The organism is Embleya sp. NBC_00888 (assembly GCF_045207655.1).
Classification (GTDB): Bacteria; Actinomycetota; Actinomycetes; order Streptomycetales; family Streptomycetaceae; genus Embleya.
The window spans coordinates 1,824,715-1,840,863 of record NZ_CP108784.1 but is presented as its reverse complement, the minus strand read 5'-3'; the positions used below and the strand labels follow the sequence as shown (position 1 = coordinate 1,840,863).

The following is a 16,149-nucleotide window of genomic DNA, read 5'->3' as shown; positions in this document are numbered from 1 at the left end:
AACATCCGGCGGGTCCTGTCACCTGATCGCCGGGGGAAACCGCGATATGTCCACCGACCTGTACGGCGTCCGCGTACTCCGAGTCGATGCGGAGCAGCTCCGTTTCGGCGTGGAGGTCTTCGTGGTCCATTACGACCCGGGGGCCCGCACGTACCCGTCCGTGCCCGACGACCTCGGCTTCTTCCTCCACCTGCTGTGGGAGGCGGCGTCCGACTATGCCGGGGCCGGCCGCAAGGGCCCCTTGAGCGAGTTCGTGGATATCGACACCGTTTTGGACTACGCCTGGGTCGAGGCCAACGCGCGCCGATTCGTGTCCGGGATCGAGCGGGTCGCCACGGACAACCATCCGCCCACCGCCGCGCAGTGGCGGCGGTTGCAGGACTTCTCCTACGCGCGCGCCGGTGGGTGGCAGGACGAGGACCTGCTGGTGCGCTTCGAGTACGACGTCCGGGTCACGGATCGGCGCTGGCTGGAGCCGCTTCGTGTGGGCGACGCGTGGGGCACGACGATGTTCCCGCTCAACGCCGACACCTGGACGGACGAGGACGCGCCGCACCTCCCGGACCTGGCGCACCCGGTCCGCACATGGGCCCCGTTCGACACGGCCGCCGGAGACCTCACCCACGACCACGTGACCCACCTGGAGTTCTCCGACGACGGCAAGTACCTCGCCGCCTGTAGCGACCAGGGCCGGATCTGGGTGTACGACACCTCCGACTGGAGCGAGGTCGTGCACACCCGGGCGGAAGGTCGCTGGTCGGTGCCGATGATGATGTGGGTGCCGGGCGAGCACGTGCTCACGGTCAAGGACTACGGCACGCGCAAAGACGTCAAGGTCCAACCGCAATGGGCCATCGACCTGAACGACCGGGCGGAGGTCGAGGCCCCCTTCCAGGCGGGGCACATGCGTTCGCACGACGGCGTCTACCGGATCGTGCCCAACGGCGGGGCCGAGGGCGGCTACGACCTCCACCCCACGGAGCAGTCGCCGCATCGGCGGATATCGCACGCCGGTCGCTGGGACCCGATCCAGTGCACGGCCTTCTCCGGGGACGGTTCCCGGCTGTTCCTGGGAGCGCAGCAGAACCTCTACACAGTCGACCCGGCGACGGGTGAGGTCGTCGACAAGGTCACGGACGCCTCGGAGCGTCTGTTCGAGATCGCGTCGAATCCCGACGGCGGCTACCTCGCGATCGGCAGCTTCAGCCGGAAACTGTCCTACCTGGTGCCGAGCGGGGAGCGACCGCACGAGCTCTGTGTGTGGCGGATGGCCGACCGCAAGATCGTCATGGGTCGCCAACTGACCACCTGGGTCGACGCACTCGCCTGGTCCCCGGACGGGCGATGGCTGGTCGCCGCAGAGGAACCCCTCGGCAAACACAGCTTCCACGGCGTCAGTCGAATCGTGGTCTTCCCCATGGGCCCGACCGACGCCCCGTAGCCGTCGTCTCGACCGTGTCCCGGCTCACCGCCCGCGCCCGGACCGAGATTCGCCCTACTCGCCCTCCGCCGGCGGCAGTGACCGGCACAGCGCCTCCACCGCCGCCGGGTACGCGTGGTCCGGGGGCGTCGCGTAGCCGACCACCAGGCCGTCCGGAGCCGGGCCCGTCGCGTCCGGGTGGCGGAACGCGGCCAGGCCGTCGAGGGCCAGGCCCTGCCAGGTGGCGGCCTTGACGGCGGCGGACTCGGTGCCGGGCGGCAGGCGCAGCACGGCGTGCAGGCCGGCGGCGATGCCGGTCGCGGTGACGTGCGGGGCGTGTTCGGCCAACGCGGCGAGCAGATGGTCCCGGCGGGCGCGGTAGCGCCGGCGCATCCGGCGGATGTGCCGGTCGTAGTGGCCGCCCTCGATGAAGTCGGCGAGGGTGAGCTGATCGGTGACGCCGGCCCACGCCTCGCGCAGGCCCTTCGCCGCCAGGACGTCGTCGACCAGGTGCTCGGGCAGCACCATCCAACCGAGCCGGATCGCGGGGGACAGGCTCTTGCTGACCGATCCCACGTACACCACGCGGTCCGGATCCATGCCCTGGACCGCGCCCACCGGACGCCGGTCGTAACGGAACTCGCCGTCGTAGTCGTCCTCCAGCACGATCCCGCCCCGGGCCCGCGCCCAGTCCAGCGCGGCGACCCGCCGCTCGGGCGACAACGGGCCGCCGGTGGGGAACTGGTGAGCCGGCGTCAGCACGGCCACACGCGCGTTCGCCCGCGCGGCCAAAGCGTCGGTGTCGGCGCCGTGTTCGTCGATCGCCAGGGGCAGCGTGCGGATCGACGCGGCGGCCAGGATCGAGCGATGGAAGGCGAGTCCGTACGACTCCACGGCGGCCGGCCCGCGCAGCACGCCGGCGAACAGCAGCCGCAACGCGTGCGCGAAGCCCGAGCAGATCACGATGCGATCCGGATGGGTACGCACCCCGCGCACCCGCGCGAGGTAGTCGGTCAGCGCGGCCCGCAACTCCGGACGCCCCTGCGGATCGCCCGGTCCGAACGCCTCGTTCGGCGCGGCGTTCAGCGCCCGGCGGGCGGACGCGACCCACGCGGCACGCGGGAAGGACGCCGCGTCCGGCTGCCCCTGGCGCAGATTGTGGGTCGAGCCGGCGGGCCGCGCGGGCAATTCGGTCCGGGCGCGGCGGCGCGGCGCGGCCAGCGGTTCGGCCCGCCGGGCGACCCGGGTCCCGGAGCCCTGACGCGCCGTCAACCAGCCCTCCGCGACCAGCTCGGCATACGCGTCGGCGACCGTGTTCCGGGCGATGCCCAGATCGGCGGCGAGTGACCGGTACGGCGGCAGCGGCGTGTCCGGGGCCAGCCGACCGGTGCGGATCGCCGTCCGGATCGCCCGGATCAGCACCGCCCGCCGGCTGCCCGTACCGGACAACTCCAGATGCAGGTCACGGCCGCTCCACTCGGCGGAATTGACCTCGTCTTCCGACATGGAACTGAACCCTATACCAGGTCTCTTTCGCGCCTACATTCGTCGACATGAGCTTCGTCGACATGAGCAGCGAGCACCGCATCGATCGGCCCACCGAGGCCACCCCCGAACCCCGTTCCCACCCCGACCCCGGGGCTTGCCGCGTCGACTTCGCCCGCGCCGTACCCAAGGTGTTCAAGGCCCTGATCGGCTTCGACGCCGCCGCCCGGGAGGGGCTGGACCCCGCGCTGGTCGAACTGGTCCAGGTCCGCGCCTCGCAGCTCAACGGCTGCGCGTACTGCCTGCACATGCACTGGACCGACGCGCACAACGCGGGCGCGGACGACGAACGCCTGGCCCTGGTCGCGCTCTGGCGCGGGGCCGCGCACTTCTTCACCGAGCGGGAACGGGCCGCCCTCGCGCTGACCGAGGCGCTCACCCTGGTCGCGGCCGACGGGGTCCCGGGCCACGTCTACGCCCGGGCCGCGGACCGATTCGACGAAGGCGAGCTGGCCCACCTGATGGCCCTGATCCTCGCCGTCAACACCTGGAACCGGATCGCGATCGGCACCGGCAAGCTCGCCGGCACCGACCAGCGCGCGAAGCGGTGAGTGACGACCGCCCCGGCTACGGCTTGCGGGCCACCGCGCCCAGGACCAGGCGCTGGGTGACCGAGAGGGTCGCCTCGTCCACCGGCTCCTCGGGCCGCCACAGGTCGATGTAGACCAGGCCCGGGTCGGCCGTCTCCAGGCCGTCCAGGTAGGCCGCGACCTCCTCGCGCTCGCGGAAGCGCCCGCTCTTGTGCGAGCCCTGCATGACCCGCTCCAACTGCTCCGACTCGGGGCCGCTGTGCAGGAAGTGGGTCAGGAACAGCCAACTGCCGGACGGCAACGCGTCGAGGTAGGTGCGCACCAGCCCGGCCGGATCCTCGTCGTCGTTGATGTGGTGGATCACGCCCAGCAGCATCAGCGCGACCGGCCGATCGAAGTCGATCAGGCGCAACAGGTCCGGGTTCTTCAGGATCGACTCGGGCTCGCGCAGGTCGGCGGTGATCACCGTGGTGCGGTCGTTCTCGGCGAGCAGCGCGCGACCGTGCGCGAGCACGATCGGGTCGTTGTCGACGTAGACCACGGTGGTCTCGGCCGCGATCGCCTGGGCGACCTGATGGGTGTTCTGCGCGGTGGGCAGACCGGATCCGATGTCGACGAACTGGCGGATGCCCTGTTCGACCAGGAAGCGCACGCCCCGGTGCAGGATCCGCCGATGGGCGCCGGCGTCGTGTTCGAGATCGGGCGCCACCGCGATCAACTTGCGGGCCACCTCGCGGTCGGCGGCGTAGTTGTCCTTGCCGCCGATCAGGAAGTCGTAGATGCGCGCGACACTCGGCACGTTGACGTCGATGCCGGGCGGTGGTCGCTCACCGGCGGGCTTCGTCGACCACACTCGGTCTCCAGCGTTCTCGGTCATGATCTCGACACCTCGCGGCCGCCGGTTGGGGGTGGTGCGGCACACCGCCGATGGTAAACCGCAGGTAACGCGGCTGGTCATCAATTCCCGGGCTGCAAAAGGCAGTTCGCGCCCACACGGGCGGACAAGTCAGCAGATGTACCACCCTGTCGGGTCACCCGCGCGGGCTCGATCGCGGCGCTGCGACGCGGTGGTCCCGGTGCCCGGCGGACGGCCGGCGTTTGCTCGTCCCCGCTCCACCCCGTGCCTTCCACCGCCGATTAATCCGGCGACACCGCCGACCCGGCCACCTACGCTGACGATCTCCTCGGGTGGCCGTCTACCACCCGCCGTACCCGGCGCGACCAACGCGCCCGCAACCAAGGGAGTTGCCGCCATGCCGCGCGCCCTCGTCCGTGACCTGTCCGAACATCTCGACGAGAGGGTCACCGTCCACGGGTGGGTCGACACGTTGCGCCGACAGCGCCGCATGCAGTTCGTCGTGGTGCGCGACCACACCGGTCGGGTCCAGGTCACCCACCGCCGCGTCGGCGCCGACGACCCGATCGAGGCCGCGTTCGAGCAGGTCACCCCCGAGTCGGCGGTCCGGATCACCGGCCGGGTCGTGGCCAACGACGTGGTCCGACTCGGTGCTCTGGAACTGCTTCCCGAACGGGTCGAGATCCTCTCGCGGGCCGAACCCGGGCTGCCGATCGACGCCCACACCGGCCCGGACCGCCGACTCGACTGGCGATTCCTCGACCTCCGGCGCCCCGACCGACGGCTGGTCCTGGACGTCCAGAGCACCGTCGAACAGGCGATGCGTCGGGTCACCGCGGCGGAGGGCTTCACCGAGCTGCACACGCCCAAGCTGATGGGCACCGCGTCCGAATCCGGCGCCGAGGTGTTCACCGTCGACTACTTCGGCCGCCCGGCCTATCTGGCCCAGTCGCCGCAGTTCTACAAGCAGATGGCGATCGCGGCGGGCATCGACAAGGTCTTCGAGATCGGACCGGTCTTCCGCGCCGAGCCGTCCTACACGTCCCGGCACGCCACCGAGTTCACCGGTGTCGACGCCGAACTGGCCTGGATCGACGGGGTCGAGGACGTGATGGCCTTCGAGGAGCGGTTGTTGCGGGCGGTCCTGGCCGACGTCCGGTCCGTGCACGGCGCGTCGATCGAGGCACTCCTCGGCGTCGAGGTGACCGTCCCCGAGTTGCCGTTCCCGCGGATCACGATGGCCGACGCGCTGCGCCGACTGCGGGCCGAGGGCTGGGACCCGAGCGGCACCCGGGTCGACCTGGACCCGGAGGGCGAACGCGCGCTGTCCGCGTCGATCGCGGCGGAGACCGGGCACGAGTTCGTCTTCGTGACCCGCTTCCCGGCCGGGATTCGGCCGTTCTACCACCTGCGTCCGGACCACGACCCGACGCTGACCGAGAGCTTCGACCTGCTGTGGAAGGGCGTCGAGATCACCACGGGCGCGCAGCGCGAGCACCGCCACGAAAGACTGCTCGCCCAACTGCGGGAGAAGGGCCTGGACGCGGCACCGCTCGCGTCCTACCTGGACTGCTTCCGCTACGGCATCCCGCCGCACGGCGGTCTGGGCCTGGGGCTGGGTCGGCTGCTGATGCTGCTCCTGGACCTGCCGTCGATCCGGGACGCGACGTTCCTCTTCCGCGGTCCGCATCGACTGACGCCCTGACGGCGACGCCGGGGCGTGGGACGGAGGGCGTGCCGCAGAGGGCGTGGCACGCAAGGTGTGGCGCCGGGTACGGACGGAGGCCGCCGGTGTGGCGGTCCGTCCGTACCCGGGGTCCTGCTGCCTAGTCCAGGTAGTCGCGCAGCACCTGGGAGCGGGACGGGTGGCGCAGCTTCGACATGGTCTTCGACTCGATCTGGCGGATCCGCTCACGGGTGACCCCGTAGACCTTGCCGATCTCGTCGAGCGTCTTGGGCTGGCCGTCGGTGAGCCCGAAGCGCATCGAGATCACGCCGGCCTCGCGCTCGGCGAGGGTGTCCAGGACCGAGTGGAGCTGTTCCTGGAGCAGCGTGAAGCTGACCGCGTCGGCCGGCCGGATCGCCTCGGTGTCCTCGATGAGGTCACCGAACTCGCTGTCGCCCTCCTCGCCGAGGGGGGTGTGCAGGGAGATCGGCTCGCGGCCGTACTTCTGCACCTCGACGACCTTCTCCGGGGTCATGTCGAGTTCCTTGGCCAGCTCCTCCGGGGTGGGCTCGCGGCCCAGGTCCTGGAGCATCTGGCGCTGTACGCGGGCCAGCTTGTTGATCACCTCGACCATGTGCACCGGGATGCGGATGGTCCGCGCCTGGTCGGCCATGGCCCGGGTGATCGCCTGGCGAATCCACCAGGTGGCGTACGTGGAGAACTTGAAGCCCTTCGTGTAGTCGAACTTCTCGACCGCACGAATGAGACCGACGTTGCCCTCCTGAATGAGGTCCAGGAAGAGCATGCCGCGACCCGTGTAGCGCTTCGCCAGCGAGACCACCAGGCGGAGGTTGGCCTCCAGGAGGTGGTTCTTGGCACGCTTGCCGTCCTCGGCGACGAGCTCGAGCTCGTGCCGGAACTGCGGGGTCAGGCCGGGCTCGGAGTCCAGCTTCTCCAACGCGAACAGGCCGGCCTCGATGCGCTTGGCGATCGACACCTCCTGCTCGGCGTTGAGCAGCGAGACCTTGCCGATCAGTCGCAGGTAGTCCTTGACCGGGTCCGCGGTGGCACCCGGCGTGGTGACCTGCTGTTGCGGTGCGTCGTCCTCGTCCGTGGTGAGGACGAAGCCGCTCGGACCGACCTCGGGAGCCGCCGCCTCGGCGGGCTCGTCGAACAGATCCTCTTCGACCAGTGCCTCGTCGCCGTCCTTGGGGGCGGGCGACTCGACGGCGGTCGTCTCGGTGGTGGTGGTCTTCTTGGCCGCGGCCTTCTTCTTGGCTGCGGCCTTCTTCGGCTTCGGAGCAGATTCCACGACGGACTCTCCCGATTCCGTTGCCGCGGGCGTGACTTGCGCGGGCAAGGTCTCTGTGTTCTTGACACGGGTTGAGCGCGTGGATAGCGTCTTCTTGACAGATCGCCGAGTTGTGGCTACGTCTCTCCGTTGGGTCTCTTTGACCGGGTTGACGGTCAAGGTCACACCGGCCTCATCGAGGACCTCGTTGAGGCTACGGAGGATGCTCTTCCACTGCGTGGCAGGGATGGCGTCGGTTTCGAAGGCTCGGCGTATGTCCTCGCCGGTAATCGATCCTTCGGCACGGCCACGCTCGATGAGCGCCACCAGAGATTCCGATTCGGCGATTCTGTTGGGAAGCGTGCTGGACGAGCTCGGGGTCACAAATAACCTCTCGGTTCACGCGGGCATGCTGCGGCGCCGCAACTACACCGAATCGATGACGCATCCGCGGGACCGGATCCGTCGGCGCTGCCGGCGCCACTCAAGGCATCGCTCCGATCGGTACAAGTGTTACGCCTCCGCGAGCGTGACCTGGGTCACGTCGGTCCGCAGGGGCTTCGAGCTGTGGGTTCCCCAGTGTGCGGGACGGCCCGCTGGTCTGCGTGGTCGCGCCGGTGAGCCCGGGGTTCCGGGCCCGACGGCGCTGCCGTGGCCGGGGATCGACGATATCCGAGTGCCGATGCTGTGGGGTCGAATTTTCTCGTGGTGGTGCGGATCGGGTCGGGCATCGGCGTCGGTCGTGCGGTCCTGGACCTGTCTTGAGAATGCCCGCCTGCCGGCGCGTTACGCACGGGGCGGACGTCCGCGGTGCGGAGCGGGTGCCCGGGCCGGCTCCTCGGGGCGTCGCGGCGGGGCCGCCGGCGGGCCCCGCGGAAAGCGGCGGGCGGGATTTCCTCGGTCGGCTCGGCGGTAATGCGTGCGGGTGGCGGACGCGGCGCGAAAATAGCAGTGCGCGGTGGGTGATTTCTTCGGCTATTCGAGTGACGGCGGGCGCGGTTGCGCGATGACGGTCGGCGGGATAGGGCGGACGTGTCGACGCGGTAAAGGATCTCCGTCGCGATCTTCGTCGCACACTATTCGGCTAATCGATACGGCAATCGAAGAGCGGGCCGCGCGAGATCGATTCGGCGCGGTGATCGAGAGTCGGATGCACGGAATAGTGGGCCGTGCGGAAGATGACGCGCGTGGATGACGTGCGGGTGATCGGTGGATCGATATACGGGCGCGCAAACGGGTGGTGAATTCGATCATCGGCGAGGCTTGCGGCGCGGTGGCCGGGGCTGCCGGGGCGGGGTCGGGCGCGCGCGTGCCGATGGGCGGCCGACGGCTCTGGTCGAGTCGTCGGCCGCCCATCGCGGCATCGGGTCCGGCCCGGTGTCGGTTCGGTGTGGGCCGGGCGGTCCGGCCGTGGGGTCAGGCGGTCCAGGCGCCGGTCGCCGCCGCCGCGCGGACGAAGTCGGTGAAGTCGCGGGCGGGGCGGCCCAGCGCGCGCTGCACGCCGTCGGAGATCTTGGCCTCCAGGCCGCGGTGGATGCCGTTCAGGGCCGACGCCCACATGCTCGCGTCGAGTTCGGGCAGACCCCGGGCGATCAGCTCGGCGGTGTACCCGGCCGGGTCGACCGGGACGTAGCGGGCCTGCCGGCCGGTCACGGCGGCGATCTCGGCGAGGGCCTCGTCGAAGGTCACCGCCCGGGGGCCGGACAGCTCGTACGTCTCGCCGGCGTGGCCGGGGTCGAGCAGGGCGGCCACCGCGACGGCGGCGATGTCCTCGGTGTCGACGAAGGACACCGACGCGGCGCCGGTCGGCAGCGTCAACTCGCCGGCGCGCACCTCGTCGCGGAAGAAGCCCTCGCTGAAGTTCTGCGCGAACCACCCCGGACGCAGGATCGTCCATTCGATGCCCGAGGCGCGAAGGGCCGCCTCCAGGTCGAGGCGGGCCTGGTTGCCGGGGTCGTCGGCGGCGAAGTAGCCGGGGACGTCGGTGCCGCGCGCGGAGAGCAGCACGATGCGCTCGACCCCGGCGTCGACCGCTCGGCGGACGAAGGCCGGACCGGTCGGGACACCGTCCAGGGGCACCAGGTAGACGGCGGAGACGGCGGCCAGCGCGGGGCCCCAGGTGCGGTCGTCGGTCCAGTCGAAGCGCTGCTCGGCGGAGCGGGAGGCGACGCGCACGGTGGCGCCGCGGGCGCGGAGCGCGGTGACCACCCGGCTGCCGGTCTTGCCGGTCCCGCCGAGAACGAGGATGGGGAGCTGCGTGGTTTCCGTCATGCGCCCAGCTTGATCCGGGCCGGGCCCGGCCGACATGGGCGAGAAACCGGGGGACATGTGCGTGCGTCCGGGGCGCCGGGGCGACCGGGTGGGGGCGGGCCACTCGCCTGTTCCCGTTCGGCCAAGACCGGCGCGCTCGGCGCGACCGGACTCGGAAGCGCGAGCACCGCACGATCGAAGGAGTCGACCATGTCGCAGACCGTCACGCCGATGATCTCCTACCAGGACGCCGCCGCGCTGGACTGGCTGAGTCGGGCGTTCGGCTTCCGGGAGGTGACTCGGATCATGATGCCGGACGGTTCGGTGGGCCACGGTGAGTTGGCCACCCCCGAGGGCGGGCTGATCATGCTCGCCGAGCCGACGCCCGACTACCGCTCGCCCCGGCGGCACGCCGAGACCTGCGCGGACGCGGACAGGTGGTTGTCCGTGCCCTACGTGGTGGACGGCGTGCACGTCCACGTCGCCGACCTGGACGCGCACTTCGCCGTGGCCCGCGACGCGGGCGCGACCGTGTTGGCGCCGCCGCGCGACACCGGGCACGGGCGCGCCTACAGCGTCGCCGACCCCGAGGGACATCGCTGGATGTTCGAGCAACTGCCCGAGTAGCGGCGTTACGCCGCGTGGGTCGTGCGGTAGGCGGTGGGGCTCAGGCCGCGGACGCGCTTGAAGGCGGTGCTGAAGGCGAACGGGTCGGCGTAGCCGACCCGGCGGGCCACGGCGGCGACCGTGGCGTCCGGTTCGGTGAGCAATTCGGCGGCCAGGGCCATCCGCCACTCGGTCAGGTAGGTGAGCGGCGGCGTGCCGACCCGGGCGGTGAAGCGCTCGGCGAGGGAGGTGCGGGAGACGCCCGCCTCGGCGGCCAGGGCGGCGATCGTCCACGGCCGGGCCGGGGCGTCGTGGACCGCGCGCAGGGCGGTGCCGACGACGGGATCGGCCAGGGCCAGGTACCACGCGGGCGGATGCGCCTCGGGGCGGTCGAACCAGGCGCGGAGCGTACAGACCAGCATCCAGTCGAGCAGCCGGTCCAGGACGAAGCTCTGGCCCGGCCGGTCGGCGGCGACCTCGTCGGACACGAAGCCCAACACCGCCTCGCAGCCCTGGTCGTCGGGGACGACCAGGGCCGGGGGGAGCGCGGCGGGCAGTCGACGGCCGATGTCGGCGTGCGCGCGGTAGGAGCCGCAGAGCAACTCGGCGAAGGACTCGTCGCCTTGGTCCGAGTCCGTCGCCGTCTCGTGCCCCGGGCGTGGGTCGGCGACGAACGTGAACGGCGCGGGACCCCGGACCAGGGCGGCGTCACCCGGGCGCAGCGGGAGGGAGGGGCCGTCCTCGGGGACGAGTCGGCCGCTGCCGCGCACCACCGTGCACAGGGTCAACGGCGCGCCGGAGGTGATCCGTACGGAGGTCTCCGGGGGCAGCGTCCGTCGGTCGAAGAGCGCGTCGTCGGCCCTGATCCCGCGCAGCAGGTCACCCAAACCGTCCATGTGGTGAGCCTAGGTCCTGGCTCCGGAGCGCTCCTAGGGCAGGTAGCCGGGGCGGCGGTTCGGTTCGGTCGGGCCGGTCAGTCGGGCTCGGGCGCGGGTCAGGCCGGTGAGCAGGGCGTCGCGGACCTCGGTGGGTGCGATCACGTCGTCGTAGGACAGCGCGTTCGCCGAGCGCCACGGGCCGCTCGCCTCGTTCGACGTGAGCCGGCGGGTGGTGTCCGCGTCCTGCTTCGCGGCGGCGGCGCCCGCGGCGGCCGGGATGCCGCCGAGGGTGACGCCGGGCAGCGCGTAGGACACGGTCTGCGCGTCGAACGGGTTCATCGCCATCACCGAACTGCCGAAGCCGAACGCCTTGCGCACCGTCAGGTGCAGCTTCGGAACGCGCAGGCGGTGCTGGGCGGCGAACAGTCGGGCCGCGGCGCGCAGCACCCCCGAACGCTCGGCGGCGGTGCCGGCCAGGACGCCGGGGTTGTCCGCGAGGAAGACCACCGGCAGGTGGAACGCGCCCGCGACGGACAGGAAGCGGGCGGCCTTGTCGGCGGCGTCCGCGTCGATGGTGCCCGCCCGGACCGCGGGTTGGTTCGCCAGGACCGCGACCGCGTGGCCGCCGAGGCGGGCGAGCGCGGTGACGATCGAGGCGCCGTGGGCCGGTTGCAGCTCCAGGAGCGTGCCCGCGTCGAAGACCTCGGCGAGCACGGCCTTGACGTCGTACGGCCGGCGCGGGTCCGGCGGGATCAGGTCCAGGAGCGCCTCGGTGGCTCGCGGGCCGGTGTCGGTGTTGCCCGAGTCCGGTCCCGCGTACGGCGGATGTTGCCAGGCGTGTGACGGGAAGTAGGAGAGGTAGCGGCGGGCCAGGCGCAGCGCCGCGGCGTCGTCGCGAACGGCGTTGTGCGCGACGCCGCTGACCACGCAGTGCACCCCGCTGCCGCCGAGGGTGTGCTTGTCCACCCGTTCGCCGGTCGCCGCCTCGACCAGGGGTGGGCCGGCGGTGAAGAGCGCTCCGCTGCCTTCCACCATGATCACGAAATCGGACAGCGGCGCGGTGAGCGCGCCGTGCCCGGCGGACGGGCCGTGCACGATCGCGACGGTGGGGACCAGTCCGGCGAGGTCGGCCAGGGCCTGGAGGTCGTTGGGCGTGGCCGTGTGGCCGGCGAGCGCGTTGCCCGCCCGGTGCCCGGCGCCTTCGAGCAGGGTCACCAGCGGCGCGCGTTCCTGACCGGCCAGCCGAACGAGCCGGGCCCGCTTGGCGGCGGCGCCGGGGCCGATCGAGCCGCCCTGCACGGTGAAGTCCTCGGCACCCACGAACACCGGGCGGCCGTCCAGCAGCCCCGAACCGGCCACGAACGCGTCGGCGGGGATGTCCGCGCCGCCGGTGAGCGTGCCCAGTTCCGCGAACGAGTCGTCGTCGAGGAGAGTCGCGACCCGGGCCCGGGCGGACATTCGGCCGGGGGCGGCGACCGTGTGGCGCGCGACCTTCGCCGGGCCGCCCATGGCTCGCGATCGGGTTCGGCGCTCCTCCAGATCGGCGAGCAGCGTCTGCCAGGCGGTCCGGTTGGCGGGTGCGGGACGTCCTTCGGTGTGCACGGATCTCCCGTCGGGTGGGGCGGGGCGGGTGTGTGGGCTCGTGGGCTCGTGGGGCGTGGGCTCGTGGCGCGGGCTCGTGGCGCGGGCGGGGTGGGCCGGGCCGCCCGAGCCGGGCCAATGTAGCGGCGGTCGCGTGCGGGCGACAGGGCCGATGTCGCCGGGTGCGCGGCACGGGCGTGGTGGATATTTCAGATCGAATCCGGGTGAATCGGACCCCATCATGGTGAGCGGCATTGCTCATTCGTGCGTGAAACTGCTATCAAATGAATAGTTTCAAGCATGCGAGTGCAGCAGTGCGCAGTCCGCGCGGTGCTGCGCGCCAGGACCCGGGAGCGTCATGACGACCGTGAACCACACCTCTGCCGAGATCGCCACTCAGCCCGATCTGTGGGCGCGTGCCGCCGCGCTGGCCGCGGACTGCGCCGGACTACCGAGCCCCGGTGAGCGGGTCGCGATCGTCGGGTGCGGGACCTCGTGGTTCATCGGACAGGCGTACGCGGTGCTGCGCGAGCGGGCCGGGCTCGGCGTCACCGACGCGTTCGCGGCCTCGGAGTTCCCGGGCGTACGGGACTACGACCGGGTCGTCGTGTTGACCCGCTCCGGCACCACCACCGAGGTACTGCGGCTGCTGGCGGAGATCCGGGGCACGGTCGCCACCACCGCGATCACCGGCACGCCCGGGACGCCGATCGTGACCGCGGCGGACGAGCTCGTGATGCTCGACTTCGCCGACGAGCGTTCGGTCGTGCAGACCCGGTTCGCCACCACGGCCCTCGCGCTGCTGCGGGCGCACGTCGGCGCGGACCTGGACGGGGCCGTACGGGACGCGAAGGAGGCCGTCGCGTGGCTGCCCGAACCGGAGTTCGTGGGCGCGGAGCAGTTCACCTTCCTGGGCTCGGGCTGGTCGGTCGGGCTCGCGGCGGAGGCCGCGCTGAAGATGCGCGAGGCCGCCGGGGCGTGGACGGAGAGCTACCCGGTGATGGAGTACCGGCACGGGCCGATCAGCATCGCCGCGCCGAACCGGGTCACCTGGGTGTTCGGGCCGGTGCCCGAGGGCCTGGCCGAGCAGGTCGCGGCCACCGGTGGCACGTTCGTGGCCGGAGCGCTCGACCCGATGGCGGAGCTGGTCCGGGTGCAGAAGCTCGCGGTCGCGATCGCGGAGAGCCGCGGCCTGAACCCGGACGAGCCGCGGCACCTCACCCGGTCCGTGGTGCTGGACGCGTCGTGAGGGACACGCTCGGCGTGGGTGTCGACGGCGGGCCCCGGGACGGGTCCGTCGAGTCCGTCGGGCGGAGGGCGTCGTGATCGTCACGGTGACGCCGAATCCGGCCTGGGATGTCACCTACCACCTGGAACGCATGATCCGACACGGCGCGAATCGGCCGGCGTCGGTCGAGGGACGGGCCGGCGGTAAGGGCGTCAACGTCGCACGCGTGCTGCGCTCGCTCGGCGTCGCCGTCACCGCGGTGGCCCCGTTGGGCGGTGCCACGGGTGAGCGAATACGGGCCGACCTCGCGGCGGCGGACATCGCGTTGACGGCGGTGCCGGTGGCGGGCGAGACGCGCTGCACCACGACGATCGTGGAGACCGACTCGGGCGGCGCGACGTCGCTCAACGAACTCGGCCCCGCGCGGACCGCGCGGGAATGGGCCCTGGTGGTCGCGGCCACGGCCGAACTGCTGCCGGAAGCCTCGGTGTTGGTGCTGTCCGGGAGTCTGCCGCCGGGCGTTTCGGTGAGTGGCTACGCGGAGTTGGTGACGCTCGCTCGGGCCGCGCGGGTGCCGGTGCTGCTGGACGCCTCGGGGCCGGCGTTGTCGGCCGGTGTCGCGGCCGGGCCGGACGTGGTCAAGCCGAACGCGGACGAGTTGCTCGCCGTGACGGGTGAGGCGGATCCGCTGCGGGCGGTCGCGCGGCTGGCGGGGACGGCGCGGGCCGGGACGGCGGTGGTCGCCTCGTTCGGTCCGGAGGGCATGCTCGCCGGGACCGACGAGGGCTGGTGGCGGGCGACGCCACCCACCTCGGTACGCGGCAACGCCACCGGCGCGGGTGACGCGGCCGTGGCGGCGCTGGCACGCGGGTTGGCCGAGGGCGGCCCGTGGCCGGACCGGTTGCGGGACGCGGTGGCGCTGTCGGCGGCGGCGGTGGCGGCGCCGATGGCGGGTGACGTGGACGGCGAGTTGTACCGGAGCTGGCTGCCGAGGGTGCGGGTCGATGTGGTGGAGCCGCCGCGATGAGGTTGCGCCGCGGGCCGGCCGGGACGTGGGCCGGTGGGTGTGCGGTCGGCTTGCGCGCGGTGGGGTGGCGTGGTGCGGGTGTGGGTGCGTGTCTTTTGGGTGCCGGTGCCGGTGCCGGTGCCGGTGCGGGTGCGGGTGCGGGTGCGGGTGCGGGTTTGGGTTTTGGTGTTCGGGTGCCGGGGTGCTCGGGGCCGGTTGTTGTCGGGATCGTTCACGAGGAGAGATGACATGCCGTTGACCTCGACGGGGATATTGACCGACGCGGCGCGTGCGGACGGGGTCGGGGTGGCCGCGTTCAACGTGATCACGCTGGAACACGCCGAGGCGGTGCTGATCGCGGCGGAGGAGGCGGGACTGCCGGTCGTGGTGGCGATCAGCGAGAACGCCGTCAAGTTTCGGCGTGGGCGGCTGGGTCCGCTCGCGGCGGCGTGCCGGGCGCTCGCGGAGGAGGCGGCCGTACCGGTCGCGTTGCACCTGGACCACGTCGAGTCGGTGGATCTGCTGACGGCCACCGAGGGGACCGGGATCAGCTCGGTCATGTTCGACGCGTCGCGGCTGGGCTACGCGGAGAACGTGGCGGCCACCTCGGACGCGGTGGCCTGGGCACACGAGCGCGGGATCAGCCTGGAGGCCGAGCTCGGCGAGGTCGGCGGCAAGCCGGGCCATCCCGCGCTCGACGCGCACGCGCCGGGGGCTCGCACGGATCCGGACGAGGCCGCGGCGTACGTGCGGGCGACCGGGGTCGACGCGTTGGCCGTGGCGGTCGGCAGCAGTCACGCGATGCTGGACCGGACCGCCACGCTCGACCACGACCTGATCGCGCGGTTGCGCGCGGCGGTGGGCGTGCCGCTCGTGTTGCACGGGTCCTCGGGGGTGCCGGACGCGGAGCTGCGGCGGGCGGTGGGTGCGGGGATGACGAAGATCAACGTGGGCACGGCGCTGAACATCGCCTACACCGGCACGCTGCGGTCGCGGCTGGTCGCCGAGCCGGGGAAGGCCGATCCGCGGCCGGCGCTGGTCGCTGCGCGGTCGGCGATGGCGGATGCGGTCGGTGGGCTCTTGCGGGTGATCACGGGCGCGGTCTAGCGCCTTGTCCTCAAACGCCGGACGGGCTGTGGGGGCGGGTCGGGCCGGGTGGGTTCCGGGGTGTCCTCAAACGCCGGACGGGCTGGTGGGGTTCGCGTGGACGGTTGCCGTCCGCGGTGGCGGGGCCTTGGTTGTCCTCAAGCGCCGGACGGGCTGATTGGTTTGCCCGTGCTTTGGTCTGCGGT

The 16,149-nt window shown here is 72.2% G+C and carries 13 protein-coding genes; 7 read left to right on the top strand and 6 right to left on the bottom strand.

The window, feature by feature from the left end; all coding sequences use genetic code 11:
* The first annotated feature begins 46 nt into the window (after window positions 1-46).
* Complete coding sequence (locus OG948_RS07145) at window positions 47-1,441, top strand: WD40 repeat domain-containing protein (protein WP_406294735.1); 1,395 nt, start codon at window positions 47-49, stop codon at window positions 1,439-1,441.
* Window positions 1,442-1,495: 54 nt separating this feature from the next.
* Here the strand turns inward: OG948_RS07145 and OG948_RS07140 are convergent, their stop codons facing one another.
* Complete coding sequence (locus OG948_RS07140; RefSeq protein WP_406294733.1) at window positions 1,496-2,926, bottom strand: PLP-dependent aminotransferase family protein; 1,431 nt, start codon at window positions 2,924-2,926, stop codon at window positions 1,496-1,498.
* A gap of 47 nt (window positions 2,927-2,973) precedes the next feature.
* On the opposite strand from OG948_RS07140, the gene OG948_RS07135 reads away from it, so the two are divergent.
* Window positions 2,974-3,516 carry a carboxymuconolactone decarboxylase family protein gene (locus tag OG948_RS07135; protein ID WP_406294731.1) on the top strand — a complete coding sequence of 181 codons (543 nt, stop codon included), beginning with the start codon at window positions 2,974-2,976 and terminating at the stop codon, window positions 3,514-3,516.
* 16 nt (window positions 3,517-3,532) lie between these two features.
* Here OG948_RS07135 and OG948_RS07130 read toward each other — a convergent pair whose 3' ends face one another.
* Window positions 3,533-4,372 (bottom strand): SAM-dependent methyltransferase, encoded by an 840-nt coding sequence (locus OG948_RS07130; protein ID WP_406294729.1) that lies wholly within the window; start codon window positions 4,370-4,372, stop codon window positions 3,533-3,535.
* Between the two features lie 376 nt (window positions 4,373-4,748).
* Between OG948_RS07130 and aspS the strand changes: the two genes are divergently transcribed.
* Entirely contained in the window at window positions 4,749-6,056 is a 1,308-nt protein-coding gene (gene aspS, locus OG948_RS07125; RefSeq protein ID WP_406294727.1) for an aspartate--tRNA(Asn) ligase, read from the top strand.
* 121 nt (window positions 6,057-6,177) lie between these two features.
* Here aspS and OG948_RS07120 read toward each other — a convergent pair whose 3' ends face one another.
* Together OG948_RS07120 and OG948_RS07115 are read right to left on the bottom strand one after the other, a co-directional pair.
* Window positions 6,178-7,692: an RNA polymerase sigma factor gene (locus tag OG948_RS07120; protein WP_395863827.1), complete on the bottom strand. Its 1,515-nt coding sequence runs from the start codon at window positions 7,690-7,692 to the stop codon at window positions 6,178-6,180.
* 1,032 nt (window positions 7,693-8,724) lie between these two features.
* Window positions 8,725-9,579 (bottom strand): NAD(P)H-binding protein, encoded by an 855-nt coding sequence (locus tag OG948_RS07115; RefSeq protein ID WP_406294724.1) that lies wholly within the window; start codon window positions 9,577-9,579, stop codon window positions 8,725-8,727.
* 189 nt (window positions 9,580-9,768) lie between these two features.
* On the opposite strand from OG948_RS07115, the gene OG948_RS07110 reads away from it, so the two are divergent.
* On the top strand, window positions 9,769-10,185 hold the full coding sequence (locus OG948_RS07110) for a VOC family protein (RefSeq protein WP_406294722.1): 417 nt from the start codon (window positions 9,769-9,771) through the stop codon (window positions 10,183-10,185).
* A gap of 5 nt (window positions 10,186-10,190) precedes the next feature.
* Here OG948_RS07110 and OG948_RS07105 read toward each other — a convergent pair whose 3' ends face one another.
* Both OG948_RS07105 and OG948_RS07100 read right to left on the bottom strand, forming a co-directional pair.
* A complete protein-coding gene (locus OG948_RS07105) occupies window positions 10,191-11,060 on the bottom strand; it encodes an AraC family transcriptional regulator (RefSeq protein WP_406294720.1) in 870 nt (289 codons plus the stop codon).
* A 33-nt stretch (window positions 11,061-11,093) separates the two neighbouring features.
* Window positions 11,094-12,644 (bottom strand): acyl-CoA carboxylase subunit beta, encoded by a 1,551-nt coding sequence (locus OG948_RS07100; protein WP_406294718.1) that lies wholly within the window; start codon window positions 12,642-12,644, stop codon window positions 11,094-11,096.
* A gap of 337 nt (window positions 12,645-12,981) precedes the next feature.
* Here OG948_RS07100 and OG948_RS07095 point away from each other — a divergent pair, with 337 nt between their 5' ends.
* The 3 genes from OG948_RS07095 to OG948_RS07085 all read left to right on the top strand — a co-directional run bounded on the left by OG948_RS07095 (window position 12,982) and on the right by OG948_RS07085 (window position 15,964).
* On the top strand, window positions 12,982-13,872 hold the full coding sequence (locus OG948_RS07095; protein ID WP_406294716.1) for an SIS domain-containing protein: 891 nt from the start codon (window positions 12,982-12,984) through the stop codon (window positions 13,870-13,872).
* 73 nt (window positions 13,873-13,945) lie between these two features.
* A complete protein-coding gene (locus OG948_RS07090) occupies window positions 13,946-14,878 on the top strand; it encodes a 1-phosphofructokinase family hexose kinase (protein WP_406294714.1) in 933 nt (310 codons plus the stop codon).
* 228 nt (window positions 14,879-15,106) lie between these two features.
* Window positions 15,107-15,964, top strand: coding sequence for a class II fructose-bisphosphate aldolase (locus tag OG948_RS07085; protein WP_406294712.1), 858 nt, complete (start codon window positions 15,107-15,109; stop codon window positions 15,962-15,964).
* Window positions 15,965-16,149: the final 185 nt, after the last annotated feature.

What these genes read in the sequence shown, in the direction of transcription:
- OG948_RS07145 (WP_406294735.1), top strand. Translation starts at nt 47, where the DNA reads ATGTCCACCGACCTGTACGGCGTCCGCGTACTCCGAGTCGATGCGGAG.
- OG948_RS07140 (WP_406294733.1), bottom strand. Translation starts at nt 2,926, where the DNA reads ATGTCGGAAGACGAGGTCAATTCCGCCGAGTGGAGCGGCCGTGACCTG.
- OG948_RS07135 (WP_406294731.1), top strand. Translation starts at nt 2,974, where the DNA reads ATGAGCTTCGTCGACATGAGCAGCGAGCACCGCATCGATCGGCCCACC.
- OG948_RS07130 (WP_406294729.1), bottom strand. Translation starts at nt 4,372, where the DNA reads ATGACCGAGAACGCTGGAGACCGAGTGTGGTCGACGAAGCCCGCCGGT.
- aspS (WP_406294727.1), top strand. Translation starts at nt 4,749, where the DNA reads ATGCCGCGCGCCCTCGTCCGTGACCTGTCCGAACATCTCGACGAGAGG.
- OG948_RS07115 (WP_406294724.1), bottom strand. Translation starts at nt 9,579, where the DNA reads ATGACGGAAACCACGCAGCTCCCCATCCTCGTTCTCGGCGGGACCGGC.
- OG948_RS07110 (WP_406294722.1), top strand. Translation starts at nt 9,769, where the DNA reads ATGTCGCAGACCGTCACGCCGATGATCTCCTACCAGGACGCCGCCGCG.
- OG948_RS07105 (WP_406294720.1), bottom strand. Translation starts at nt 11,060, where the DNA reads ATGGACGGTTTGGGTGACCTGCTGCGCGGGATCAGGGCCGACGACGCG.
- OG948_RS07095 (WP_406294716.1), top strand. Translation starts at nt 12,982, where the DNA reads ATGACGACCGTGAACCACACCTCTGCCGAGATCGCCACTCAGCCCGAT.
- OG948_RS07085 (WP_406294712.1), top strand. Translation starts at nt 15,107, where the DNA reads ATGCCGTTGACCTCGACGGGGATATTGACCGACGCGGCGCGTGCGGAC.